We start from the raw sequence: 25749 nt of genomic DNA, 5'->3' as shown, positions 1-25749 counted from the left end.
GATTGACTTTGTTTGAAATAAAATCATAACGACAACTCAAGACAATTGTTTTGGTGCAACCACGCACATGAAAAGTGCATAATTTCCACTAGGAGAGGATTATTCTCAATGAATTAAAGTTTAGGGTAGTGTTTTAAACGAGGTGCCTAACACATCATCTTCTGGTCTAATTCCATCGCCACAAGTATTGATAATGTGTTAATTTATAAGAAGGTATATTAGTGACTCATTCCATAATAAATGCATGAATCATCAGGGAAGTATTAATGAATACAGCGCAGTTCAATTTTAACTTTTCGTTACAAACCCTGGAAAGCCATCTTCCTTCCCCTGCAGAAAGTGAAACTTTAAGAAAAGCTGCTGTGCTAGTTCCTTTGTTAGAAGTTAATGGTGAATTACAGCTACTATTAACCAAGCGTGCTTTGCATTTAAGAGCCCATCCTGGTCAATTTAGTTTTCCCGGCGGTAAAGTAGATAAGCAAGACAATAATATGATAGAAACAGCATTACGGGAGTCAGAGGAAGAAATTCAGTTACTGCCTGACAATGTCAATATTATAGGAACCTTTCCACCACACACTACGTTCACCGGGTTTGAAGTCACTCCAATCATTGGCATTATCAAGCAGCCTTTTGATATAAAGTTAGATCCTGGTGAAGTAGCTGACGCCTTCTGGGTGCCACTTAAATATTTTTTGAACCCCGATAACCGATATAGTGCGAAATATCACCGTCATGGTAAAACCTACGATGTTCACTACGCGCCTTATGAGGATAAATTTATTTGGGGAGTCACTGCAGCTATAATCAATTTACTTTGTTGTCACCTAGACGACACTTAACTGTGAGTAAACTTTCTATAATAAACTTATATTAAAAACTCTTTGAATAAACTGATAATTAAGACGGCGAACACTAACAATTTGAAAAATTAGCCGTTTAAAAGATACTTTGACGTTAAACAACATAACGAATATATAAACCAGCAGCTAAAGATGCAGTAAATAGCAATGGAATATTATACCAGTATTCGACTTTGCTCCTTGAACGCGCCCAGTAGTTTACCGCTAAACTAACAAAACTAATCGCTGCACAACTCCAAATAACATACTCAAGCGTGACTGTTAGAGCAGGATCCCAATCAAGGCGTACTTCAACCCCTTTACTCATGTAATACCCAACGGCTCTATCGGGACGCGCATCACCGAAAACTAACAGAGCGTAAACAGCCAAAGACCAACCCGCTACTGACAGTATGGTTAATACAATTTGGATTATCTTAGTTTTGGACATCTCCCCCCCCTTTATTATTTTTATAGCATTAAAATACTTCTTTTCATCATACGCTTACAACCCTATTTTTTGATCAAAAATCGGTTATAGCCTAATAATTTTATGCAATAACAGTAGAGATTGTTAAAAGTTGTGAAAATAACTGCGAGTTAGACCCTTTTGCGCTTGTGAAAAGCCTATATCAAGGTAATATAAAGCCCCTATTTTATCTTTGATTCATTGGAGAACTAAGCAACAATGAGCATTACATCTGTCGCTTCTGTATTTAAAGGTGACTTCGCGATTGGTTCGCAAGTTACAGTCCGTGGTTGGGTTCGTTCACGCCGCGATTCTAAAGCTGGTATTTCATTTCTAGCCGTTTACGACGGTTCATGTTTTGATCCTATTCAAGGTGTTATACCGAATAATTTAGAAAATTATACTAATGAAGTGCTAAAGCTTACTGCTGGTTGCTCTGTGATCATGACTGGTGAAGTGGTTGAATCACCAGGTAAAGGTCAAGCATTTGAAATGCAAGTGACCAAGGTTGAAGTTGCAGGTTTAGTTGAAGATCCTGACACTTACCCTATGGCTGCTAAGCGTCACTCGATTGAGCACTTACGCGAATTAGCCCATCTTCGCCCACGTACTAATATTATTGGTGCTGTTGCCCGCGTTCGTAACTGTTTATCTCAAGCGATTCATCGCTTTTACAATGAACAAGGTTACATCTGGGTTTCTACACCGCTTATCACTGCTTCAGATACTGAAGGTGCTGGTGAGATGTTCCGCGTATCGACACTAGATTTAGAAAATCTTCCGCGTAACGACAATGGAACTGTAGATTACAGCGAAGACTTTTTCGGCAAAGAATCATTCTTAACTGTATCAGGTCAATTGAATGCTGAGACTTATGCTTGTGCATTATCAAAAGTGTATACTTTTGGTCCTACATTCCGCGCTGAGAACTCAAATACAAGTCGTCATTTAGCTGAATTCTGGATGGTTGAACCTGAAGTGGCTTTTGCTGATTTAGATGATGCAGCTAAACTTGCTGAAGACATGCTTAAATACTGCTTCAGGGCAGTGTTAGATGAACGTCGTGATGACTTAGAATTCTTCGCACAACGTGTAGAGAAAACGGCCATTGAACGTTTAGAAGCATTCGTAACCAGTGACTTCGCGCAAATTGATTACACCGATGCGATTGAAATTCTTAAAGCGTGTGGTAAAAAGTTTGAGTACGACGTTGAATGGGGTATCGACTTACATTCAGAGCACGAACGCTACCTAGCAGAAGAGCATTTCAAAGCACCTGTTGTTGTTAAAAACTATCCAAAAGACATCAAAGCATTCTACATGCGTTTAAATGATGACGGTAAGACAGTGGCTGCAATGGATGTATTAGCACCAGGTATTGGCGAGATTATTGGCGGCGCACAGCGTGAAGAACGTTTAGACGTACTTGATGCTCGTCTTGCTGAAATGAACTTAGATCAGGAAGATTACTGGTGGTACCGTGACATGCGTCGTTACGGCACAGTGCCTCACGCAGGTTTTGGTTTAGGCTTTGAGCGTTTGGTTTCTTATGTAACGGGCGTAAGCAACATCCGTGACGTGATTCCATTCCCACGTGCACCTAAGTCAGCAAACTTCTAAGCATAAACTCTTATTAATTATTAAGAGTGGCTTAATAAAAAACGCGCTAATTAGCGCGTTTTTTTATGCTCAAATTTTAGCAATATGAGCAATCTTAGAATTCAATTAATAAAATTCAACAACTTAGCTTGCCGATATAATTTTATCTCGCAACTGTTTAACTTCATCTCTAACAGCGGCAGCTTGTTCAAACTCTAAGTCGCGAGCATGTTGATGCATTTGCTTTTCAAGCACATCAATTTGTTTCGCCAGTTCAGCAACACTCAATACTTTCGTGTCTTTATCACCGTATGATGGCGCTGTTTCAGCGACCTTACCAAAAGCCGTATACTGATGTTTACTGTTTCCACGATGGGGATCCCCTAAGTCCATTACATCAGTAATTTTCTTAACAACACCTCTAGGTTTCTGACCAATTTTAAGGTTATGTTCATGCTGTTTTGTACGGCGACGTTCGGTTTCTTCCATGGCTTTTGCCATAGATTTGGTGATTTTATCCGCATAAAGAATCACTTTACCGTTGATATTTCGTGCAGCTCGGCCAATGGTTTGAATAAGTGACCGCTCTGATCGTAAAAAGCCTTCTTTATCAGCGTCTAAAATACACACTAAAGACACTTCAGGCATATCCAACCCTTCACGAAGTAAGTTAATTCCCACAAGTACATCGAAAACACCGAGCCTTAAATCACGTATAACCTCAACTCGCTCAACGGTATCAATATCCGAATGCAGATATCTAACTTTCACACCATGTTCATCAAGATATTCAGTTAGATCTTCTGACATCCGCTTGGTTAATGTCGTCACTAGCACACGTTCATTAACTGCGACGCGCTTAGGGATTTCTGATAATAAATCATCCACTTGTATCGCAACGGGGCGCACTTCTAACTCAGGGTCTAATAGACCCGTTGGTCTTACAACCTGCTCAGCGATTTCGCCATCACTTTGCTCAAATTCATAATCGCTTGGCGTTGCAGAGACAAATATGGTCTGCGGCATTAACTGCTCAAACTCTTCAAATTTAAGCGGCCGGTTATCTAACGCTGACGGTAATCTAAATCCATACTCCACTAACGTTGTTTTACGGCTTCTATCACCTTTATACATGGCGCCGATTTGTGGCACTGTGACGTGTGATTCATCAATGATGAGTAAACCGTTAGCAGGTAAATAGTCCAATAACGTTGGTGGCCCGTCACCAATAGAGCGGCCGGATAAATAGCGAGAATAGTTTTCAATGCCGGAGCAATACCCCAGCTCAACCATCATTTCAATATCGTATTGTACCCGCTCTGAAATTCTCTGTGCTTCAATAAGCTTATTGTTATCTAATAGCTCCTGACGCCGCTCTCTTAATTCTTCTTTAATATGTTCCGTCGCGTCAATAATTGTCTCTCGAGGCGTCACATAGTGGCTTTTAGGGTATACGGTAGTTCTAGCTACACGTTTAGTGACATGGCCAGTTAAAGGGTCAAATTCACTCAGCTGTTCTATTTCATCGTCAAATAATTCAATCCGAATGGCATCACGCTCAGATTCAGCAGGAAAAACATCAATCACTTCACCACGGACTCTAAAAGTACCGCGCTGTAAATCAATGTCATTGCGAGTGTATTGTAGTTCACCAAGGCGAGTGATGATGTCTCTTTGCCCCATGGTGTCACCTTGGCGCAAGTGTAGAAGCATTTTCATATACAGCTCAGGATCGCCCAAGCCATAGATAGCAGACACTGAAGCAATAAGGACAACATCTTTACGTTCTAGCAGTGCTTTAGTGGCCGATAAACGCATTTGTTCGATATGTGCGTTAACTGATGCATCTTTTTCGATAAAGGTGTTTGAAGCAGGCACATAAGCTTCTGGCTGATAATAGTCGTAATAAGAAACAAAATATTCGACGGCATTATTAGGGAAAAACTCTTTCATCTCGCCATAAAGCTGGGCAGCTAGGGTTTTATTAGGCGCCATGATAATGGTAGGACGCCCTAATGTTTGTATAACATTGGCGACGGTATACGTTTTTCCAGAGCCAGTTACCCCAAGCAAGGTTTGTTTAGCCACGCCTGCTTCTAAGCCATCTACAAGTTGTTTAATTGCAGTGGGTTGGTCACCTGCTGGCGTATAGTCTGATACTAGATTAAAAACCGATTCTGACACGAGGTAATATCCTTCTTGGGTGAAGGCGTATTTTATACTAAAGCGAATAAAATTTGCGAATCACATTTTATAAAAATGACATAACAGACATTTATTACAGTTTAACGATGAAAAAATGAAATATTGCTACAACGAAACTTTTATCACCTAACTGGATAAAAAAGCGCCACAAACCGTCATTATAGTGCTATTTAATACACAATTTCGATTTGTCTTCGCTTACATTAAACATACCTAAACTACTCTCACAAAAACAAAAGCATTGCATTTTGCATCCAACTGAATAAAAACAACTTTTTTTGAAAGATGATAATTGGTAGATTTTAAGTCAGTGCCAATGATAGTAAGGGTTTGAGGGCATATTTTTAGACTAACACACAGGCTTATCCACAGATTTAGTGGATAAGTCACTCTAGCCCAATATTACTGGGCTATCACGGTAGTCGCAATTTAATAAAAACGTAAAATAAGTAACATGTAATAAAATTACATTTGTAAGTTATCAGTCATTAGCACACTGAGATTTAGCAAGTCATTTAAGAGACTGAGTAATTGTACATATTAATAAACCTAGTACTTTTCCTATATACGTACTTTAGATTAGGATTGGATCAAGCTTATCTACTTGATAGTAAAATTCTAGGGAATTGCCAAACTCAACCATTTATTTAAAAGCCACAATCACTTCTATTGATCCCAACACCTATAGAGACTCATAACGTTGACTATTAATAATTGCTGAAATCAATGCTAATCACATCAGCAGTAATTTATACATGACAGCACACGGTGATAAATTTGACTACTGACAAAAGATACTTACTCTAACAATCATAAACCCTAGCAAAAAATCAGGAGGCCTTATTAATTGTCTGTCACAGTTAAGACCATACTTATCTATCATCATCTGCAATTCTTATTTTTAGAGTCATAATGATCAAAATATAGTCTCATGCGTATCTTTGTAATAGTATTTCAAGCAATAGATAAACAAATTCTAAGTAATAGATATACAAAGAAATTGTTAGATTCGAAAAGGTAGCAGTTAAAAATCAGTCACAACGGCCATTTATAACTCACGATGTGCATTAGATGACCACTTAACACTAATTTTTCACTTTTTTTTATATCTCGAGTTGACTGATTGATCATAGCGTTTTACTATGCGCTCCGTTCTCAGCAATACATTGCTAAAACGATTCCCCTGTAGTTCAGTTGGTAGAACGGCGGACTGTTAATCCGTATGTCACTGGTTCGAGTCCAGTCCGGGGAGCCAATTTAGTAAAGTAAGTCGAGAATAAAGATAAAATGCAATTCCCCTGTAGTTCAGTTGGTAGAACGGCGGACTGTTAATCCGTATGTCACTGGTTCGAGTCCAGTCCGGGGAGCCAATTTTATCTTAGTTTTAATCAATTCCCCTGTAGTTCAGTTGGTAGAACGGCGGACTGTTAATCCGTATGTCACTGGTTCGAGTCCAGTCCGGGGAGCCAATTAAAGCACAATATTTGAAGTATCAATTCCCCTGTAGTTCAGTTGGTAGAACGGCGGACTGTTAATCCGTATGTCACTGGTTCGAGTCCAGTCCGGGGAGCCACTTCAGATTAAGTTACAAATAGAATTATTCGATTCCCCTGTAGTTCAGTTGGTAGAACGGCGGACTGTTAATCCGTATGTCACTGGTTCGAGTCCAGTCCGGGGAGCCAATTCTAAAGCACTATATAAATCTTCAATTCCCCTGTAGTTCAGTTGGTAGAACGGCGGACTGTTAATCCGTATGTCACTGGTTCGAGTCCAGTCCGGGGAGCCAAGATTTTACATCTCTATTCAATTCTCAGTGCATCTCCTTTCGTATTAAAAAAAAACCTTATCATTTATCCGTTTTTACACTACAATTTCATTTACTATCTTCCTAATATTTTTATAGGTTTCTAATTTTATTGCGCTTATCTCTCGATATTGTGACAAAAATTTATTACAGGAAACGGATCATTCATGGGTTTATCTAAATCTTTCCAGTTAGTACTTTTCGTCATATTTGGATTATTGCTATTTCGTATCTACGATCTTGAAAAAAAAGAAATGCAGCGCCAAGGTGACATTGCCACGCAAAGTTACATTAAGCATTTAGAACCAATGTCTAATTGGAATGACAATGGTCAACAGCTTTATAACGAATTGTCGAAATCTTTTACCTTTCAGTTTTTCCAGTATATTCATAATTCAGATAGTGATAACAATTTTACTTTTGGCACTTTATCTAAAAATGATGCTGATTTTGAAGATGAAATTTTCCACATAGAATTAAGCCATAGCAACATATTTCCTGAAGGTCGTTTGCAAGTCAGGTTAAGTACTAAATCTGTTATAACAACCAGTTTTGTCAATTTTGAAAAAGCAGCCACTTTAACTTTCATTGCCTACCTAGTTATTATGCTAAGTTTTGCAATACTGATGCACCGCCACCGTCAAGGGATTAAATACATTTCCGAATATATTAGTCATATATCCAATCTATCCTTCCAGGCCGTTGAAACTTCAAAGCTTAAAGGGTCTTTGAAACCTGTAGGTTTAGCCCTAGAAAAAAGCCGTGGTGAACTAAAAACCAGTATTGCCAGTTTTCATAAACAAAATGATGAACTAACAAAAGCAGCCTATCAAGACCCCATCACGGGCTTTTCGACACGACGTCGATTTAATGATTACCTCAAAACAATTACGGCTTCCGATAAACGCCAATTTGGTGTTTTGTGTATAGTTAAAGCAGCAGAGTTATCTAGCATTAACCAGCTAAAAGGACGAGAAGCCGGAGATAACTACTTAATTAAAATTGCCTCTTGCATAAGAACCGCAGGTTCAAAATTTGGTACAAATGAATATTACCGAGTATCAAGCAGTGATTTCGCTCTATTCATTAAAGAAATAACGGTAAAAGAAGCCGAACAATTTCTTATCGAACTTAAACGAAATTTAGACGAATACGCTCAAAATGTTGAAGCGGATAATATCGCTAACTCAGGTCTAGTTCCTTATGACAATAATTCTGATGCCCATGCGTTACTCACATTAGCTGACACAGCTGTCAGCATTGCTCAAACAACTGGCCCTAACAAATACCACATACTTGAAAAGTTCAACGGTAGCGAACAGCTAGGAGATGATCACTGGAAAGTGACGATTAACGACTTAATCAATCGAAAAGGGGTTAAATTTTTCCAACAACCCATATTGCCATGTAATAGCCAAACTGATGTTTATCGAGAATTGTTTGCACGCTTCTTCAACAGCGAAGGCTCTAACCTACCCACTGCCAGTGTGGTTGCGATGGCTGAGCGACACGGTTTAAATGTCGAACTTGATAAAATGATCGTAGTACATAGTATTCAAATACTCAGCGCTAACCCAACTTTAACCGGTAGTTTCGGTGTAAACCTAAGCGCATCTTCAGCTTTACAAGATGTGTTCGTCTCTTGGCTAAGAGACATTTTATCAAGTCATCGCACTGTCGCAGCCAGATTAATATTTGAAGTCAATGAATCAGGCATGCAGAACAACCTCAATGCCAGTCAACGTTTCGTCAACGAAATGCACAAAGTCGGTGTAAAAGTGGCTATTCAGCAATTCGGTTTAGGCTTTTCATCTTTCAAGTTTTTTAGAGAAGTAAAACCAGATGTTATAAAACTGGATACTAGCTATAGCGATGCCATTGAGCAGAATAATAACAACAAATTTTTTGTAAGAATGATTGTAGATATTTCCCGCAGAATAGGCATTAAAGTGGTTGCGACAGGGGTTGAACGACAAGACGAAAAACTCGCATTAGAAAAGTTACTCGTTGATGGACTGCAAGGATATTATATTGCTAGACCAGAAATCATCGCAAAAACAGATAAATAAATAACCAATGTAAGAGCTTTAGTACAAAATAGGGTTATTATTTACATAACCCTTTTTTTTATCCGTTGTTAATCAAGCATAAACCTTAGATAATACCCCTCATCTTTAATAGCATTCTCAAGTAGAAAAAGTGTAGTAATGACAGACTATCTTTTACTGTTGATTGGCACCGTGCTGGTTAACAATTTCGTTTTAGTAAAATTCCTCGGCCTGTGCCCTTTTATGGGGGTATCGAGCAAGCTTGCATCTGCTATTGGTATGTCGATGGCGACGACGTTTGTGCTTACTTTAGCCTCTATATTGAGTTATCTCACTAATGAGTTTTTACTTGAGCCTTTTGGCATCACTTATTTGAGAACCATGAGCTTCATTCTCGTGATTGCTGTTGTAGTCCAATTTACTGAAATGCTCGTACAAAAGACCAGCGCATCTTTGCATCGTGCTTTAGGGATTTATTTACCTCTAATTACGACCAATTGCGCCGTTCTTGGTGTGGCATTACTGAACGTCAATGAAGATCATAACTTCCTCCAATCGGCCGTGTATGGCTTTGGGGCAGCATTCGGATTTTCGCTAGTATTAATCTTGTTCTCCGCTATGCGTGAACGTTTAGCGGCTGCTGATGTACCACTTCCTTTTAAAGGTGGCGCTATTGCTATGATCACCGCAGGCTTGATGTCTCTTGCCTTTATGGGGTTTGCGGGGCTGGTTAAATAAACATGTCGAGTATCGCAATTGCTGTCACAGTACTAACAATATTAGCCCTCATATTTGGATTAATTCTTGGTTATGCCTCAATTAAATTTAAAGTTGAAGGCAACCCTATCATTGACCAAGTGGAAGAATTACTGCCACAAACCCAATGTGGCCAGTGTGGATACCCTGGTTGCAGACCATATGCAGAAGCTATTGCTAACGGAGACAATGTCAATAAATGCCCACCAGGTGGCACTGCTACAATGGAAAAGATTGCCAGTTTAATGGGCGTTGAACCAGAGCCTTTAAACGCGGTAGCTCAAGAAACTGTCAAAAAAGTTGCTTACATCAGAGAAGATGAATGTATTGGTTGTACTAAATGTATTCAGGCTTGTCCTGTAGATGCCATTTTAGGTGCAGGTAAGCTTATGCATACCGTTATAGCCAAAGATTGCACAGGTTGCGACTTGTGCGTTGAGCCCTGCCCTGTAGATTGTATTGATATGATCCCAGTAGAACAAAACCTAAAGAATTGGGATTGGAAATTGGCTTCGATTCCTATCACGTTAATCGATACCAGTGTAAAAGTGAAAGAAGTAAATGAGGAATCTCAGTGCTAACTTTATTAGAACAAATTGATAAAGGGACTTTATGGCATTCTCCGGGCGGAATTCATCCCCCACAACTGAAACAGCTCTCAAATACCCAAGCTATTAGCACCATTGCATTAGCGGATAAGTATTTAGTCCCGCTCCCACAAGTTGGCGATTGCGCTCGACTAGCCGTCAATGTCGGTGACCAAGTACTCAAAGGCCAATTACTCACTGAGGGTGAAGGTTTCATGTACCTTCCTGTGCATGCGCCAACATCAGGTGAAATAACCTCGGTAGAGCAGCATCCAAGTAATCATGCATCAGGTTTGCCTTGTTTAACTTGTACCATTAAAGCGGATGGCCACGATAGTGCAACCGACTATACTTCTACCACTTTAAGCGAGCTTTCAAACCAACAAATTCTCGATAAAATTAAGCAAGCCGGTATTGCGGGTATGGGCGGCGCCACTTTCCCAAGCCATATAAAATTAAATCCCGCCAGTGAAATTGATCTAGTGATTATCAATGGGGTGGAATGTGAACCTTATATCACCTCTGATGATGTATTAATGCGTGAATACGCAACTGACATCATTAAAGGTATCGAAGTCATTAACACCCTGCTCAATCCGCAGCGAATTATCATTGCTATCGAAGATAACAAACCTGAAGCGGCTACAGCAATGCAAGTGGCTTTGGCTAAATTTACAGCTTTAGTTGAAACAATACGCATCACTGTCATTCCCACTAAATATCCATCTGGTGGTGAAAAGCAATTAATTCAAATTGTAACCGGTAAAGAAGTCCACACGGGTAGCATTCCGGCACAACAAGGGATTGTCGTTCACAACGTGGGTACAGCCTATGCCATACAAGATGCGGTATTAAACGGTAAACCATTGGTTGAACGCTTAGTAACAATAACCGGTGAGCAAGTTTCTAAACCAGGTAATTATTGGCTTCCAATCGGCACCCCTGTTAAACATGCACTAGAGCAAACCAAAACACAGTTCGATGGCGCTAAGAACCAAGCATCCAAAGTGATCATTGGCGGCCCTATGATGGGTTATGCCTTGCCTCGAAATGATGTACCAGTACTAAAAGGTACCAACTGTATTCTGGTACCAAGCAGTCATGAAATTGCTCCAGACGTTGACGAAAAAGCCTGTATTCGCTGTGGTGAATGTGCAGTAGTCTGCCCAGCTTTGTTATTACCACAACAATTGTTTTGGCATGCCAAAGCAGAAGAATACGATAAAGCAGCAAGCTTTAATCTTAAAGATTGTATTGAATGCGGGTGTTGTAGCTACGTATGTCCAAGTGATATTCCCTTAGTTGAATATTATCGTATCGCTAAGTCAGCCTTAAAAAATGAAGCTGAAGAAAAATTCCAAGCTGAACAAGCAAAAATCAGATTCGAAACGCGATTAAAACGTTTAGATGATGAAAAGTTAGCTCGCGAAGAGAAATCTAGGCTTGCAGCAGAAAAACGTAAAGCATCCATGACCACAACGTCTAAAGATGCTGTAGCTGAAGCAATGGCAAGAGTGGCCGCTAAAAAGAAAGCAGCACAAAGTGACTCTATATCAGAACATGCATCAAAAAATGTATCTGATAAAGCCTCTGAAAACACTTCAGCAGTAGCAAGCGATAAAAGTGCAGCAGTCAAAGCCGCCATTGCACGTGCTAAAGCTAAAAAGCTTGCTGCTAAATCAGATCCTGAAGAGTTGGCTCAAGTTGACGAATCAATAAATGATAAGAAAGCTCAGATAGCAGCTGCTGTAGCCAGAGCTAAAGCTAAAAAACTGGCTGCAAAGCTTAGCTCTGAAACTAAAAGTTCAGAGACTAGTAGTTCAGAAGTGGATGTTCAAGTTCCAATTGATGCACCTGTTGATGATAAAAAAGCTAAAATAGCTGCCGCGGTAGCTAGAGCCAAAGCGAAGAAATTAGCAGCGAGTCAGACTGCAGAAGCTCCAACTTTAAATCAAAGCTTAGATACTGACATTATTGAACAGACTGAGATAGCAGAAGCAGCTCATGTGCCTGTTAATGACAAGAAAGCCAAAATCGCTACCGCTGTAGCGAAAGCCAAAGCCAAGAAGTTAGCAGCGAGTCAAACTTCAGGCGTTCCAGCTATGAATCAAAATGTAGATTCTATTATTACAGAGCAAGCTGAGTCAGCTGAACACGCTCAACAACCCGCTGATGACAAGAAAGCTAAAATCGCTGCCGCTGTAGCAAAAGCCAAAGCGAAGAAATTAGCAGCGAGTCAAACTGCAGAAGCTCCAGCTTTAAATCAACACTTAGACACTGACATTATTGAACAGACTAAGATATCAGAACCAACTCATGTGCCTGTTGATGACAAGAAAGCTAGAATTGCAGCCGCTGTCGCTAAAGCGAAGGCAAAGAAGCTTGCTAATCAACGTAAGTTGAGTGAAGAGGAATAAACATGGCATTTAAAATAGCATCATCACCACATGTTAGTACCACACTGCATACCAACAAAGTTATGTTACGCGTTGCCTACTGCTTAATTCCAGGTATTTTGGCGCAGACCTACTTTTTTGGAATGGGAACTTTAATACAAATTGTCCTTGCTGTGACAGTCGCATTAAGCGCTGAAGCCTGCGTAATGAAGTTAAGAAACAAACCTATCAAGGATGCTTTATCAGACAATAGCGCCCTCGTAACGGCACTTTTAATTGCCGTAGCAATTCCCCCGCTAACGCCTTGGTGGATGACGTTAATAGGCTGCCTTTTTGCTATTGTGATCGTAAAACATCTCTATGGTGGCTTAGGAAACAACATATTTAACCCTGCTATGGCAGCTTATGTTTTGTTGTTAGTGTCGTTCCCAGTACAAATGACCACTTGGGTTGCACCTACTGAACTTGCGACCAACCATGTTGGCATTATGGCCGCGTTGAATTCAATCTTTGAGTTATCGAATGTTGATATCGATTATTACCGATTGGGTATTGATGGCCATACTATGGCTACCCCTTTAGATACCTTTAAAACGGATTTATCAATGGGTTTAACCAGCGGAGAGAGTTTACAAAAAAGTGTATTCGATGGTGTTGCTGGTGTAGGTTGGCTTTGGGTTAACGTCGCCTATTTAATCGGTGGCCTTATCATGCTTAAATTGAAGGTCATTCGCTGGCATATCAGTACCGGCATATTACTGGCAATTTTTATCTGTGCTGGTATCGGGTTCTTATTAAACCCAAGTACCCACGCAAGTCCACTGCTGCATTTGTTTTCCGGTGGCACCATGCTCTGTGCATTCTTTATTGCGACCGATCCAGTTACAGCAGCAACAAGTCCCAGAGGAAGATTGTTATTTGGCGCGATTATTGGTGTCCTTATTTTTGTCATTAGGACGTACGGCGGTTATCCAGATGCCGTAGCCTTTGCAGTATTACTCGCCAATATGTGCGCGCCATTCATCGATTATTATATTCGTCCACGCTCATACGGCCATAGAGCAGGGAATTAAGGTTAACTATGTCTAATATTATTACTCGAAATGGCCTAATACTGGCGTTATTTGCACTGTGTTGTACAGGGCTTGTAGCGACGGTTAATTATTTAACCGCTGACAAAATTATCGAACAACAACGCAAACAGTTGACGAGTGTTTTACAACAAATTATTCCAGCATCAATGCACGACAATGCATTAAATGACAATTGTATTGAAGTCATGGACAAAGCACTGCTTGGTACTGAGAAACCATTATCGGCATACATTGCCAATGTGGATAATAATCCTGTTGCCATCGCCATAGAGACCGTTGCACCGGATGGTTATAATGGAGATATTAAACTTATCATCGGTGTTGATAATAACAATACCCTACTGGGTGTCAGAACACTTGAACATCAAGAAACGCCAGGCCTCGGCGATAAAATTGATTTAAGAAAATCGGATTGGGTTTTAGGCTTTTCAGGCTTGTTTTTTAATACAGATGATAAACCACTCGCGGTAAAAAAAGATGGCGGTGACATCGATCAATTTACAGGTGCAACCATTACCCCAAGAGCCTATGTAAAAGCCATCAATAACGCCTTAATCTACGTCGAAAAGAATAGAGAAACACTTTATAACACCATCAATCATTGTGGACGTGAGCATGACTAATTATCGCGAAATAGCTTGGCAAGGATTATGGAAAAATAACCCTGGTTTAGTCCAGCTATTAGGCTTATGCCCTTTGTTAGCTGTCACCGCAACAGTCACTAACGCATTAGGTTTGGGGATGGCGACATTACTGGTGTTAGTCGGTTCAAATATCTTAGTGTCATTAGTACGAAACTTTGTACCTAAAGAAATTCGCATCCCAGTATTTGTGATGATCATTGCTGCACTAGTGACCTGTGTACAATTACTAATGAACGCCTACACACATGGGCTGTATCTTTCGTTAGGGATTTTCTTACCATTAATCGTGACTAACTGCGTCATTATTGGCCGTGCTGAAGCGTTTGCTTCTCGCAACAATGTCACTAGCGCAGCATTTGACGGACTGATGATGGGCTTAGGCTTTAGTGCCATTTTAGTTGTCTTAGGTGGGTTACGAGAAATACTCGGCCAAGGAACACTATTTGATGGCGCAGAATTATTGCTTGGCGACTGGGCAAGTGTATTAACGATTCAGGTGTTTCAACTGGACACCCCCTTCCTGATTGCAATGCTGCCTCCTGGGGCATTTATCGCTATGGGATTATTAATTGCCCTTAAAAATGTCATTGATAGCAAACTTGAAAGCCGTCAGCCAAAACCAGAAAGCGAAACAATTGCTCGCGCAAGAATTACCAAGGTTAGCTAAATAAATGAATAAAGATAAACGCTATGAGATGCTCACACGTCTTAGGGACAATAATCCAAAACCTGAAACGGAATTAAACTTTTCGTCCCCTTTTGAATTACTTGTTGCCGTAACGTTATCGGCGCAAGCGACCGATGTGAGCGTCAACAAGGCCACTGACAAGCTATATCCAGTGGCCAATACTCCCCAAGCCATTTACGATCTTGGCGTAGATGGTCTCAAAACTTATATTAAAACGATTGGTTTATATAACAACAAAGCCATTAATGTCATCAAGGCCTGTAAAATCTTACTTGATCAGCACGGCGGCGAAGTCCCTGAAAACCGAGAAGCCCTAGAAGCACTACCCGGTGTTGGCCGTAAAACGGCTAACGTCGTGCTCAATACAGCTTTCGGCTGGCCTACTATCGCTGTGGATACTCACATTTTTAGAATGGCTAACCGCACTAAATTTGCCATGGGCAAGAATGTCGATCAAGTCGAAGAGAAAATGCTCAAAGTGGTACCCGCTGAGTTTAAAGTCGATGTACACCATTGGTTTATCTTACACGGCCGCTATACTTGTATTGCTCGCAAACCTAGATGTGGCAGCTGTATGATAGAAGACCTTTGTGAGTTTAAAAATAAGGTTTATCCAGAAGATTAATTTTCTTATTGGTTTGCAATCATTTTCTAAGAGTATTCAAAAGCCATTATTTTAATGACTAGTAATGATTGTCACATCCATATAGTGTCTATGACACATTACATCTAATGCTGTTTTACTTAACCTATATAAATAAGGATATTTTATGAGGTTGTTGATTTTTGTTGTGATGATATTTTGTTCTACGGTTACTAAAGCTCAGTCATTTGAAACCGATATCGTTTCGGCTTTACATGAAAGAAAAACCCACAATGTCACTTATGATGGCGCTTACATCTCCATTCCTTATCCTAACGGCGATGTTCCAGATAATATTGGCGTTTGCACTGATGTAGTGATACGAGCCTATAGACAGCTTGGAATCGATCTGCAGCAACTAGTCCATGAAGACATGGTAAACAATTTTCATTTGTATCCATCAAAACGAATTTGGGGATTAACTAAAACAGACCGCAATATTGACCATCGAAGAGTGCCAAATCTACAAACATTTTTTACTCGTTATGGTTCCGTACTAGAGCAATCTAAAAATCCCAAACATTATGCAGCTGGAGACATCGTCACTTGGATGTTGCCAGGCAATCTCCCCCATATTGGTATGATCATCGATCGCTCATCCACAACCTCTGGCAATCCTTTAATCGTTCATAACATTGGCAATGGTCCTGTCGTTGACGACATGTTATTCAAATATGCTATAACCGGTCACTTTCGATATGAGCCTAAAATATAATCTGTTGGTAATAAACATTATATTTAGACTAAGTAAAGGTTATCTTTCCCGGGAAATAATCAATACTGCAGAGCATTAATGTTTTGAAATCAGACAGTTCGGCGCACTAGAAAGTTTAGGGGAATGGAGTAGCTTATAAAATGATACTGACTTGGAAGATAGGCGTAACGAAGTTGTAGGTTATTAAGTAATATTCTCATAGATACAAAAAAACCGCTCAAAGCGGTTTTTTTAGGCGATGAAGTCTAAGTTATTAAAACAAAGCCACAAAAAAAGCGCTTAAAAAAGCTGCAATTATTACTGAGGTACCAAGAGCCATTTTTAATTCTATTGTCATTATCTTGTCTCCAAATTCATATAAGTTAATTCTAGCTTTTAATTAAAACTTTCCCATCATCTTGCAGTAAAACTGTGAACTAAGACGAAAATAAGTTCTTAAATTCAGTTTTATATCGCAGATGAAAATTTGTTATGCTTGAACAATCACTTATACATAAATAATGAGAATAATATGTCGCAACTACTTCACACCATGATCCGTGTTGGTAACCTTGAACGCAGTATAAAATTTTACACTGAAGTGATGGGAATGAAATTATTACGCCAATCAAAAAATGAGCAATATCAATATACCCTCGCCTTTGTTGGCTTTGGCGAAGAGTCTACTGGCCAAGCGGTTATTGAATTAACCTATAACTGGGGCACTGAGAGTTACGATTTAGGCAATGGTTTTGGTCATTTAGCCATAGGTGAAGAAGATATTTATGCTCGTTGTGAAGCAATTAAGGCTGCTGGCGGTAATATCACTAGAGCACCGGGACCTGTAGCCGGTGGAAGTACTGAAATCGCATTCGTCGAAGATCCTGATGGTTACAAAATTGAACTTATTCAAAAGAAATCAATGTCTGAAGGTTTAGGTTGATATCTCATTGATTAAAATAAAAAAGCCAGCAGATGCTGGCTTTTTTGTTATCGTGGCTAACTAAATTTTGAAGTATTCAATCATTAGTTAATAGCAAGTTCTAAATTTAGAACTTCATTGATACACCAGCGTAAATTTGGCGACCTAACGTGTCATAAACTTCTGGAACCGTACCCGCTTCGTTACCACTAGTAACCATTATAGGCTCTTCGTTAGTTAAGTTTTTAACACCTATGTTAGCTGAGAAAGCATCCGAGAAGTGATAAACACCTGAAACGTTGTGGTAAAGCACTGAAGATATTGCTTCATCAGTATTCACATCATTCATTTCACCAATAAAGCGGTTTGAGTACATAACACTCCAGTCACCACGGCTAGCCGAGATATTGAAGTTGTTTTTGTATTCTGCGTATCCACCGTACATACCACCGATAGTTCCAGTGTACTCAATACCGTCTTGTTCAAACTTTAATAAGTAAGTTAAGTCATTATTGATTTTCCAATCTAGCCCTAAACCTTCGAAGGTGTAAGCTAAGTTGAAATCGATACCACTGGTATCTTGGTAACCCACGTTAGTTAATGGGTTAGATAAATCTGATAAATCACCATTAGCACCAATATTGAACGTTTCACAAGCGCTTGTATTACCGGCAAAACAGTTATCAAGACCCGCTTGTACATCTAAACGTGCAATAGCGTTGTCAATCTTGAATCTCCACCAATCTAATGTAACAGACATGCCTTCAACATAGCTTGGAGAGTAAACTAAACCCGCTGTGTATGATTCAGAAGATTCAGCATCTAAGTTTTCATCAGAAGTATAGTTAACTAAGATTTGAGCATCTTGCTCGTTACCCCATGGATCGTCTAAGTAATCAAATGAACCAGAGTTACCGCCAAACAATTCACTAACACTTGGTGCTCGGAAACCTGTTGCAGCTACTGTACGCAACATTAAGTCATCAGTTGCTTCATAAGTTAAGCCAACTTTCCAAGTCGCTGCACTACCAAATGTAGAGTAATCATCATAACGTAATGCAAATTCACCAGTTAGTTTATCAGTGAATGGTACACTCACTTCTTGGTATACAGAGAATACGTCGAAACTACCATCAGTAGGATCTTGCTGAGCAGCAGTACCTTCACCAGCAACAATCACAGCATCTGGATTGTAGTAACCACTCTCATGACGGTATTCCGCACCAATTGCAAAAGCAACAGCACCAGCGTCAAGATCAAATGCTTCACCACTGATAACACCTGCAAGAACATGTTGCTCATTACCACCATTACTAGTTTCTGTGTAACTAACAGCATCAATCATGTCTTGAGTCATTGGGTCGCCACCAAACCATGCATCTTGATTGGCGTAGATTGACTTCTCCATGTTGCCTTGATGAATTGAGTTATGAACCCAGGTATCAGCTTCGTTTTTACCGTATGTATATGAGATATCCCAATCCATACCAGTATTAATGTCTAGCATGCCTGCTAAGCCAGCAGAAATACGGAATGTATCTGTTTCTTGTTCATAAACACGATTACCAACGTCGTTCATACGTTTACGGTAGTTAATCATGCCTTCATCAGCTTCTACGCCACCAGCAACCATTGCATCATCTAGAATAATACAGTCATCTTGCTTAATATTGCCTTCACAAACTTTTAAATCTAAATTTGCTGGTTGAGCGGCCATCATTTGCTTAGACTTACGTTTAGTATATAAAAAATCACCTGACAAAATTAAGTCATTTGATAATTCTTGAGTACCATTGGCAAAGAAACTATATCTTTTATTTGGGGTTTGTAACCAGCTATCGTCAGTGTAATCATAACCATATTCACGGTCACCCCATTCACCCGTTTCAGGGTTAATTTGTTTACCACCCAAAGTACCTTCTGGAATAAATGAGCTTGCGCCTTCTTCAACCCAATCACGATCGCCCTGCATTACACCCTTACGTTCAGAGTAAGCTAAACCGAAGGTGAAATTGCCGCCGTCAGTGTTAAAGCCATATAAACCACTTAGTTCAACGTTTTCACCGTCACCCTCAGAGGTGGCACCTCCATTAATATCGAATTGAAAACCTTCGAAATCTTTCTTCGTAATAATGTTAACAACGCCTGCAATGGCATCTGAACCGTAGACGGCTGATGCGCCATCTTTTAGAATTTCAACACGAGCAATCATTGCTACCGGGATGGTGTTCAAATCAACAGCACTATCAGCCCCTGAACCTGAGTTAACCATACGACGACCGTTCAACAGAACAAGTGTTCTGTTTGAACCCATACCACGTAAATCTACCTGTGCAACACCATCTGCGCCATTGTTGGTCGTTGAACCAACCGCCATACCTGCCATTGCTGGTTGAGACTGTAGGATTTCGTCTACAGAGTTATAACCTTCTGCTCTAATCGCACCGGCATCAATTACCGTTACTGGAGAAGCTGTTTCCATGTCTTGACGCTGAATACGGGAGCCTGTTACTGCAATTCTTTCGACATTGGCAGATTCTTCTGCTGCATAAGCACTTACCGAAACGGCTGAAGCAGTAGAAACTGACGCTAATATAGCGAAGTTAATGCTGTTTGATAGTTTAGATTTTTTAATCATTTGTTGCTCCCTGGTAATATCTTTTCTTATTCTGAATACGCTTTTAAATAACTATTTAAATTTGCGTTGGAATAGATACTGTAGAACCAAAGATATTTCGTCAAACCACTAAACTTTAACTTTTAACCCATTTTTTGTTAATAACTAAGCATGACTTATGTAAAATAAAATAAGTTAAAAATCTTCAAAACAACCAATATGATCATTTAAAAGAGTTATTAACTGCCAACACACACTTCTTACAGAATTATTACCTGCGTCATAAATAACATTTTTAAAACTTATTAAACCACAAAAGTGTGACAAGCATCACAAAAATATATTGAACCATGAGTGCCTTAAAACTTATTTATTCAGTTTTCATTCAGAATACTATCATTCACCATGCAAAACACCGAAAGCCTTACCAGTACTGGACTACAGATAACTTGATACGATTGCTGTAAAATTACACACCAATATCGCTTACAATGAAAGGTAATTAAACTTGTTGATATGTGGTCAAAGACCAATTAAAGAACACCACCATTTCACACTGATGAAATGTATTAGCAATATACAACCGTTATTTAACATTTAATATTTATGAGCTTTATTTAAGTAATATTTTACAACTCGCTAAATGTTAATTAATTGGTGCAAGTCAAAAATGAATAATTATTCAAATTATTTTATCAAAAAATTAACAAAAAAAGGAAAGCCGAAGCTTTCCTTTATTAAGTGTTAATGATTAGGCTATTAATTATTCGGTAGGTTTTACTATATTAAAATGCTGATAAGCGCGATCTGTCGCGATTCTCCCCCTTGGAGTACGTTGTATAAAACCTTGTTGGATTAAAAAAGGTTCTAATACGTCTTCGATGGTTTCTCTATCTTCACCAATAGCAGCTGCGACGTTATCTAACCCTACAGGCCCGCCCATAAATTTATCGATAATAGCTAAAAGTAATTTTCTATCAAGGTAATCAAAACCTTCCAAATCGACATCAAGTAAATCTAGCGCTTTTTGAGCAACGTCAGCAGAAACAAAGCCATCATGTTTAACTTCAGCAAAGTCTCTGACTCGCCTTAGTAAGCGATTTGCTATACGTGGTGTCCCACGAGAGCGTTTTGCAATTTCAAAAGCCCCTTCAGCATCGATTGGCAGTTCCATCACCTTGGCTGAGCGAGTCACAATAGTGCAAAGATCTTTGACATTGTAAAACTCAAGACGAAGCGGAATACCAAAGCGTGCACGCAAAGGCGAAGTAAGGGCACCAGCTCGTGTCGTTGCGCCAATCAAAGTAAACGGTGGCAAATCAAGTTTGATAGAACGAGCAGCAGGCCCTTCACCAATCATGATATCCAATTGATAATCTTCCATGGCCGGATAAAGAATCTCTTCAACTACTGGGCTTAGTCGGTGAATTTCATCAATAAATAACACGTCCCCTTGTTCAAGGTTGGTGAGCAAGGCCGCTAAATCCCCGGCTTTCTCTAACACAGGGCCTGAAGTAGATTTAATATTAACGCCCATTTCGTTGGCCACAATCATAGCAAGGGTGGTTTTACCTAAACCGGGAGGGCCGAATATCAACATGTGATCTAAAGCTTCTTCTCGTTTAAGTGCAGCCTCAATGAACACTTTTAGCTGTGCTCGAGTGTCATCTTGTCCAGTATAGTCTTCAAGCATTTTAGGGCGCATGGCGCGATCTACATGTACTTCTTGCTCAAATTCTTGCGGCTGTATTATGCGATCTGCTTCTATCATTTATATCTCTTTTCGTCTGCGATTTAAAACCAATTAAAGCATCGATTTTAACGCGGCTTTAATTAGTACTTCGCTGGTCATGCCATCTGTATAGGCAGTAATAACCGCTTTACTTGCTTGAGCTGGCTTATAGCCTAGCGAAACAAGTGCTGCTATAGCATCTGCTTCAGAATTATTTTCGACTGCAGCAGGTTTATAATTACTTTGTAGTGCAAATTCACGCTCTGAGCCAACTGATGCTTCTAATAAGCTTTTTAATTTATCACGCATTTCAATCACTAAACGTTCAGCAGTTTTCTTACCTACACCTGGTAACTTAACTAACGTGACAATATCATCTCGCTCGACACAGTTAACGAATTCTGCCGCGGTCATGCCAGATAAAATGGTTAACGCAAGTTTAGGGCCTACGCCGTTAGTTTTTATCAATAAACGGAACAATGCCCGTTCTTGTTTAGTAATAAACCCATATAACAGTTGTGCATCTTCACGCACCACAAAATGGGTATATAGCATTACGGTATGATTCAATTCAGGTAGTTCATAAAAACTGGTCATTGGCACTTGAAGCTCGTACCCCACCCCGTTTACATCGAGTACAATTTCAGGTGCTTGTTTTTCAGCAACCAGTCCAGAGAGTCTTCCAATCATTTGTATCTTCCATAGGTACGGCTTTGGGCTTTTCCGCCCATCGCAATTAAGCTTTGATAAGTGTGGTAGTGACAAACTGCGACGCCTAAAGCATCGGCTGCATCTGCTTGTGGCGCTGCTGGCAATTTAAAAATTTGCTGGATCATATGTTGAACTTGCGCTTTTTGAGCACGGCCAGTGCCGACTACCGCACTTTTAATTTGCGTCGCGCTGTATTCAGCTACAGGTAAGCCAGCATTCATTGCGGCGACAATCGCAACGCCTCGGGCTTGGCCCAGTTTTAACGCTGAGTCGGCATTTTTTGCCATAAACACGCGTTCAATGGCAAATTGATCTGGCTGATATTGCTTGATGATTTCTGTTACCCCGTCAAAGACTTGCTTTAAACGTGTCGGTAGATCATCTGCAGAAGTGCGAATACAACCACTACCAAGATAGAGTTGCTGGCGACCTTGGCATTTAATCACTCCGTAACCAGTGATACGTGAACCTGGATCAATGCCTAAAATAATTGTCACAGTTTAAATACTTCCTTAACCCAGACTTTCCATGACTTCATCTGACATTTCTGCATTGTGATAGACCTCTTGAACATCATCATGATCTTCAAGGTTATCAATTAAACGCATAAATTTAGCGGCAGTGTCAGCATCTAAGTCTGCTTTAGTCCCTGCAATCATGGTCACTTCTGCATTAATTGCTTCAAAACCCGCAGCATCTAGTGCATCTTTAACGCTACCAAAAGCATCGGGGGTTGTAAGCACATCAAAAGCGCCATTATCATGGGTAATCACATCTTCAGCGCCAGCTTCTAGTGCAGCGTCCATCAGATTGTCTTCATCAACCGTTTCAGCATATGAAATCACGCCTGATTTAGTGAACATATAAGCTACAGAACCATCGGTGCCTAAATTACCACCTGACTTACTGAATGCATTACGTACGCCCGATACTGTACGGTTTTTATTATCAGTCATGGTTTCAACCATAACAGCAGTGCCGCCAGGTCCGTAACCTTCATAGATAATGGTATCAAGCTGTTGACCATCAAGTTCACCAGCGCCACGTTTGACTGCGCGCTCTACGGTATCTCGCGTCATATTATTTGATAAGGCTTTATCAATAGCAGCGCGTAAACGTGGATTTGCGTCAGGATCGGATCCGCCTTCTCTTGCCGCTACGGTTAACTCGCGAATAAATTTGCTGAACAATTTGCCACGTTTTGAATCTTGGGCGGCTTTACGATGTTTAATATTGTCCCATTTACTGTGACCAGCCATGATGATTCCTTGGTATATTTACTTTTTATAGTGGTTACATTACACATTTTGGCTATATAAAAACAGACCGAGGCATCGGCCTCGGTCTGTTATTTGAACAATGTAGCGAAAACTTGAAAATTACTCTTCAGTTGTCGGCTTTTCTTGCGGAATAACACTGATACCTAAATCAACTAACTGCTGCGGGTTAGCAAACCCAGGGGCATTCGTTAACGGACATGCGGCTGTGGTTGTTTTAGGGAATGCCATAACGTCACGAATAGAACTTGCACCCGTCATTAACATGATGATGCGATCTAAACCGAATGCTAATCCAGCATGAGGAGGCGTACCATAACGCAATGCTTCTAGTAAGAATCCAAACTTTTCGTTAGCTTCTTCATCAGAAATACCTAAAATACGGAATACAGCGCTTTGCATTTCAGCATTATGGATACGAACTGAACCACCACCTAATTCACAGCCATTTAATACCATGTCATATGCATCAGAAAGCGTTCCTGCTGGATCAGCTTCTAATTGCTCCGGCGTTACGCCACATGGTGCAGTAAATGGATGATGAACAGCATGGAAGCCGCCATTAATTTTTTCAAACATTGGGAAGTCGACAACCCATAATGGACGCCATTCGCCCACTAATAAATCAAAGTCTTCGCCCGCTTTAAGACGTAAAGCGCCCATTGCTTCAGCAACAACATTGGCTTTATCAGCGCCAAATAAAATGATGTCACCAGTTTCAGCACCAGTACGGCTAATAATTTCATTAACGATGTCTTCGTTTAAGAATTTAAGTACTGGAGATTGGATACCTTCGATACCCGCAGCTAGATCGTTGATTTTCATCCAAGCTAAGCCTTTAGCACCATAAATGCCGGCATACTTAGTGTAATTATCAATTTGCTTACGAGATAATGATGCACCTGTTGGTATACGTAGTGCAGCAACACGACCTTCAACATCATTAGCTGGGCCATTGAATACAGCAAATTCAACGTCTTTTACTACGTCAGCAATATCAACAAGTTCTAATGGGTTACGTAAATCAGGCTTATCTGAACCGAAACGTGTCATTGCTTCTGCATATGACATACGTGGAAATTCACCTAAATCGACTTTTAATAAGTCTTTAAATAAACCTTGAACCATTTCTTCTGTCTTAGCCATTACCTGCTCAGACGACATGAATGAAGTTTCGATATCTATTTGAGTAAATTCAGGTTGGCGATCTGCACGTAAATCTTCATCACGGAAACATTTAACGATTTGGTAGTAACGATCAAAACCAGACATCATCAACAATTGTTTAAACAACTGCGGTGATTGTGGCAACGCAAAAAATTGACCTTTATAAGTACGACTTGGGACTAAATAATCACGTGCGCCTTCTGGTGTCGCTTTGGTTAAGATAGGTGTTTCAATATCTAGGAAGCCACTGTCATCAAGAAAACGACGTACTGCACTAGTTACTTTTGAGCGAAAAACAATACGGTCTGCCATTTCTGGGCGACGTAAATCCAAGTAACGGTATTTTAAACGTTGCTCTTCACTATTATTCTGGTAATTATCCATGCTAAGAGGCAATGGTGCTGCAGTATTGATAATCGTTAGAGCTTTACCTAATACTTCAATTTCACCGGTTTTCATTTGAGCATTGATTTGGCTGTCAGGTCTTGCGCGAACTTCGCCTTTAATCTGAACACAAAATTCACCACGAAGGCTACTAGCAACTTTGAATACTTCTTCTAAGTCTGGATCGTAAACAACTTGTACAATCCCTTCTCTGTCACGAAGATCTAAAAAAATCACGCCACCTAAATCGCGGCTACGGTTTACCCAACCTACTAAGGTGACTTCTTGACCTAGATGAGACTTATTGACGTCTCCACAATATTGACTGCGCATTTAACTCTACCCTTAATTCGGTAATAGGTTTCTAAAAAATAATTCTGTTCGGCATTATATTAAAATAATGCATGCAACTACAGCACTTAAAGTTCGTCAATCAGGCTATAAATGATTAAACAGGCTGTTTTGCATTA

At 40.0% G+C, this 25749-nt stretch carries 20 protein-coding genes and 6 tRNA genes; 18 read left to right on the top strand and 8 right to left on the bottom strand.

Features of this window, described 5'->3' with window-relative positions:
* Window positions 1-266: 266 nt before the first annotated feature.
* Window positions 267-842: a CoA pyrophosphatase gene (locus tag FPK91_RS02255; protein ID WP_144207396.1), complete on the top strand. Its 576-nt coding sequence runs from the start codon at window positions 267-269 to the stop codon at window positions 840-842.
* A 115-nt stretch (window positions 843-957) separates the two neighbouring features.
* On the opposite strand, the gene FPK91_RS02250 is transcribed toward FPK91_RS02255, so the two are convergent.
* Window positions 958-1293, bottom strand: a complete 336-nt coding sequence (locus tag FPK91_RS02250; RefSeq protein WP_144207392.1) for a hypothetical protein — start codon at window positions 1291-1293, stop codon at window positions 958-960.
* Between the two features lie 237 nt (window positions 1294-1530).
* Here FPK91_RS02250 and asnS point away from each other — a divergent pair, with 237 nt between their 5' ends.
* The gene (asnS, locus tag FPK91_RS02245; RefSeq protein ID WP_144207389.1) at window positions 1531-2931 is read left to right on the top strand and encodes an asparagine--tRNA ligase; all 1401 of its coding nucleotides are present in this window, start codon (window positions 1531-1533) and stop codon (window positions 2929-2931) included.
* A gap of 123 nt (window positions 2932-3054) precedes the next feature.
* On the opposite strand, the gene uvrB is transcribed toward asnS, so the two are convergent.
* The gene (gene uvrB, locus FPK91_RS02240; protein ID WP_144207386.1) at window positions 3055-5094 is read right to left on the bottom strand and encodes an excinuclease ABC subunit UvrB; all 2040 of its coding nucleotides are present in this window, start codon (window positions 5092-5094) and stop codon (window positions 3055-3057) included.
* A gap of 1200 nt (window positions 5095-6294) precedes the next feature.
* On the opposite strand from uvrB, the gene FPK91_RS02235 reads away from it, so the two are divergent.
* The 16 genes from FPK91_RS02235 (at window position 6295) to gloA (ending at window position 17412) form a co-directional block, all read left to right on the top strand.
* Window positions 6295-6370 (top strand) — tRNA-Asn (locus FPK91_RS02235).
* 39 nt (window positions 6371-6409) lie between these two features.
* A tRNA-Asn gene (locus tag FPK91_RS02230) sits at window positions 6410-6485 on the top strand.
* A gap of 23 nt (window positions 6486-6508) precedes the next feature.
* Window positions 6509-6584, top strand: a tRNA-Asn gene (locus FPK91_RS02225).
* A 28-nt stretch (window positions 6585-6612) separates the two neighbouring features.
* Window positions 6613-6688 (top strand) — tRNA-Asn (locus FPK91_RS02220).
* Window positions 6689-6721: 33 nt separating this feature from the next.
* Window positions 6722-6797: transfer RNA gene (locus FPK91_RS02215), tRNA-Asn, on the top strand.
* 28 nt (window positions 6798-6825) lie between these two features.
* A tRNA-Asn gene (locus tag FPK91_RS02210) sits at window positions 6826-6901 on the top strand.
* A gap of 185 nt (window positions 6902-7086) precedes the next feature.
* A complete protein-coding gene (locus tag FPK91_RS02205) occupies window positions 7087-8988 on the top strand; it encodes an EAL domain-containing protein (RefSeq protein WP_144207383.1) in 1902 nt (633 codons plus the stop codon).
* Window positions 8989-9126: 138 nt separating this feature from the next.
* Window positions 9127-9705, top strand: coding sequence for an electron transport complex subunit RsxA (rsxA, locus tag FPK91_RS02200; protein WP_144207380.1), 579 nt, complete (start codon window positions 9127-9129; stop codon window positions 9703-9705).
* Window positions 9706-9707: 2 nt separating this feature from the next.
* Window positions 9708-10304, top strand: coding sequence for an electron transport complex subunit RsxB (gene rsxB / locus FPK91_RS02195; protein ID WP_144207377.1), 597 nt, complete (start codon window positions 9708-9710; stop codon window positions 10302-10304).
* Window positions 10298-12727 (top strand): electron transport complex subunit RsxC, encoded by a 2430-nt coding sequence (rsxC, locus tag FPK91_RS02190; protein WP_144207374.1) that lies wholly within the window; start codon window positions 10298-10300, stop codon window positions 12725-12727. The genes rsxB and rsxC overlap by 7 nt, the downstream gene beginning before the upstream one ends.
* A gap of 2 nt (window positions 12728-12729) precedes the next feature.
* Window positions 12730-13779 carry an electron transport complex subunit RsxD gene (gene rsxD, locus FPK91_RS02185; RefSeq protein ID WP_144207371.1) on the top strand — a complete coding sequence of 350 codons (1050 nt, stop codon included), beginning with the start codon at window positions 12730-12732 and terminating at the stop codon, window positions 13777-13779.
* A gap of 8 nt (window positions 13780-13787) precedes the next feature.
* Window positions 13788-14423, top strand: a complete 636-nt coding sequence (gene rsxG / locus FPK91_RS02180) for an electron transport complex subunit RsxG (RefSeq protein ID WP_144207367.1) — start codon at window positions 13788-13790, stop codon at window positions 14421-14423.
* The gene (locus tag FPK91_RS02175; protein WP_144207364.1) at window positions 14416-15111 is read left to right on the top strand and encodes an electron transport complex subunit E; all 696 of its coding nucleotides are present in this window, start codon (window positions 14416-14418) and stop codon (window positions 15109-15111) included. Before rsxG ends, FPK91_RS02175 begins: the two co-directional genes overlap by 8 nt.
* A gap of 4 nt (window positions 15112-15115) precedes the next feature.
* Window positions 15116-15757: an endonuclease III gene (gene nth, locus FPK91_RS02170; RefSeq protein ID WP_144207361.1), complete on the top strand. Its 642-nt coding sequence runs from the start codon at window positions 15116-15118 to the stop codon at window positions 15755-15757.
* 145 nt (window positions 15758-15902) lie between these two features.
* Window positions 15903-16490, top strand: coding sequence for a DUF1287 domain-containing protein (locus tag FPK91_RS02165; RefSeq protein WP_144207358.1), 588 nt, complete (start codon window positions 15903-15905; stop codon window positions 16488-16490).
* Window positions 16491-17001: 511 nt separating this feature from the next.
* Window positions 17002-17412, top strand: coding sequence for a lactoylglutathione lyase (gene gloA, locus FPK91_RS02160; protein ID WP_144207356.1), 411 nt, complete (start codon window positions 17002-17004; stop codon window positions 17410-17412).
* A 106-nt stretch (window positions 17413-17518) separates the two neighbouring features.
* On the opposite strand, the gene FPK91_RS02155 is transcribed toward gloA, so the two are convergent.
* From FPK91_RS02155 to aspS, 6 genes are all read right to left on the bottom strand, one after another.
* Entirely contained in the window at window positions 17519-20029 is a 2511-nt protein-coding gene (locus tag FPK91_RS02155) for a TonB-dependent receptor plug domain-containing protein (RefSeq protein WP_144207353.1), read from the bottom strand.
* 742 nt (window positions 20030-20771) lie between these two features.
* Window positions 20772-21779: a Holliday junction branch migration DNA helicase RuvB gene (ruvB, locus tag FPK91_RS02150; protein ID WP_144207351.1), complete on the bottom strand. Its 1008-nt coding sequence runs from the start codon at window positions 21777-21779 to the stop codon at window positions 20772-20774.
* A 33-nt stretch (window positions 21780-21812) separates the two neighbouring features.
* Window positions 21813-22430 (bottom strand): Holliday junction branch migration protein RuvA, encoded by a 618-nt coding sequence (gene ruvA / locus FPK91_RS02145; protein WP_144207348.1) that lies wholly within the window; start codon window positions 22428-22430, stop codon window positions 21813-21815.
* A complete protein-coding gene (gene ruvC, locus FPK91_RS02140; RefSeq protein WP_144207345.1) occupies window positions 22427-22948 on the bottom strand; it encodes a crossover junction endodeoxyribonuclease RuvC in 522 nt (173 codons plus the stop codon). Before ruvC ends, ruvA begins: the two co-directional genes overlap by 4 nt.
* A gap of 15 nt (window positions 22949-22963) precedes the next feature.
* On the bottom strand, window positions 22964-23710 hold the full coding sequence (locus FPK91_RS02135; RefSeq protein ID WP_144207342.1) for a YebC/PmpR family DNA-binding transcriptional regulator: 747 nt from the start codon (window positions 23708-23710) through the stop codon (window positions 22964-22966).
* Window positions 23711-23830: 120 nt separating this feature from the next.
* Complete coding sequence (gene aspS / locus FPK91_RS02130) at window positions 23831-25612, bottom strand: aspartate--tRNA ligase (protein ID WP_144207339.1); 1782 nt, start codon at window positions 25610-25612, stop codon at window positions 23831-23833.
* Between the last annotated feature and the right edge of the window lie 137 nt (window positions 25613-25749).

It is taken from the genome of Shewanella donghaensis, assembly GCF_007567505.1.
Lineage (GTDB): Bacteria > Pseudomonadota > Gammaproteobacteria > Enterobacterales > Shewanellaceae > Shewanella > Shewanella donghaensis.
The sequence above is the reverse complement of the archived record's forward strand: the minus strand, read 5'-3'. Positions and strand labels throughout refer to the sequence as shown.

Bases quoted from the DNA above. Each gene is read 5' to 3' on its own strand.
- FPK91_RS02205 (WP_144207383.1), top strand. From the start codon at position 7,087: ATGGGTTTATCTAAATCTTTCCAGTTAGTACTTTTCGTCATATTTGGA.
- ruvA (WP_144207348.1), bottom strand. From the start codon at position 22,430: ATGATTGGAAGACTCTCTGGACTGGTTGCTGAAAAACAAGCACCTGAA.
- aspS (WP_144207339.1), bottom strand. From the start codon at position 25,612: ATGCGCAGTCAATATTGTGGAGACGTCAATAAGTCTCATCTAGGTCAA.
- FPK91_RS02250 (WP_144207392.1), bottom strand. From the start codon at position 1,293: ATGTCCAAAACTAAGATAATCCAAATTGTATTAACCATACTGTCAGTA.
- FPK91_RS02165 (WP_144207358.1), top strand. From the start codon at position 15,903: ATGAGGTTGTTGATTTTTGTTGTGATGATATTTTGTTCTACGGTTACT.
- FPK91_RS02175 (WP_144207364.1), top strand. From the start codon at position 14,416: ATGACTAATTATCGCGAAATAGCTTGGCAAGGATTATGGAAAAATAAC.
- rsxD (WP_144207371.1), top strand. From the start codon at position 12,730: ATGGCATTTAAAATAGCATCATCACCACATGTTAGTACCACACTGCAT.
- asnS (WP_144207389.1), top strand. From the start codon at position 1,531: ATGAGCATTACATCTGTCGCTTCTGTATTTAAAGGTGACTTCGCGATT.
- ruvB (WP_144207351.1), bottom strand. From the start codon at position 21,779: ATGATAGAAGCAGATCGCATAATACAGCCGCAAGAATTTGAGCAAGAA.
- rsxB (WP_144207377.1), top strand. From the start codon at position 9,708: ATGTCGAGTATCGCAATTGCTGTCACAGTACTAACAATATTAGCCCTC.
- gloA (WP_144207356.1), top strand. From the start codon at position 17,002: ATGTCGCAACTACTTCACACCATGATCCGTGTTGGTAACCTTGAACGC.
- nth (WP_144207361.1), top strand. From the start codon at position 15,116: ATGAATAAAGATAAACGCTATGAGATGCTCACACGTCTTAGGGACAAT.
- rsxG (WP_144207367.1), top strand. From the start codon at position 13,788: ATGTCTAATATTATTACTCGAAATGGCCTAATACTGGCGTTATTTGCA.
- FPK91_RS02135 (WP_144207342.1), bottom strand. From the start codon at position 23,710: ATGGCTGGTCACAGTAAATGGGACAATATTAAACATCGTAAAGCCGCC.
- FPK91_RS02155 (WP_144207353.1), bottom strand. From the start codon at position 20,029: ATGATTAAAAAATCTAAACTATCAAACAGCATTAACTTCGCTATATTA.
- FPK91_RS02255 (WP_144207396.1), top strand. From the start codon at position 267: ATGAATACAGCGCAGTTCAATTTTAACTTTTCGTTACAAACCCTGGAA.
- rsxA (WP_144207380.1), top strand. From the start codon at position 9,127: ATGACAGACTATCTTTTACTGTTGATTGGCACCGTGCTGGTTAACAAT.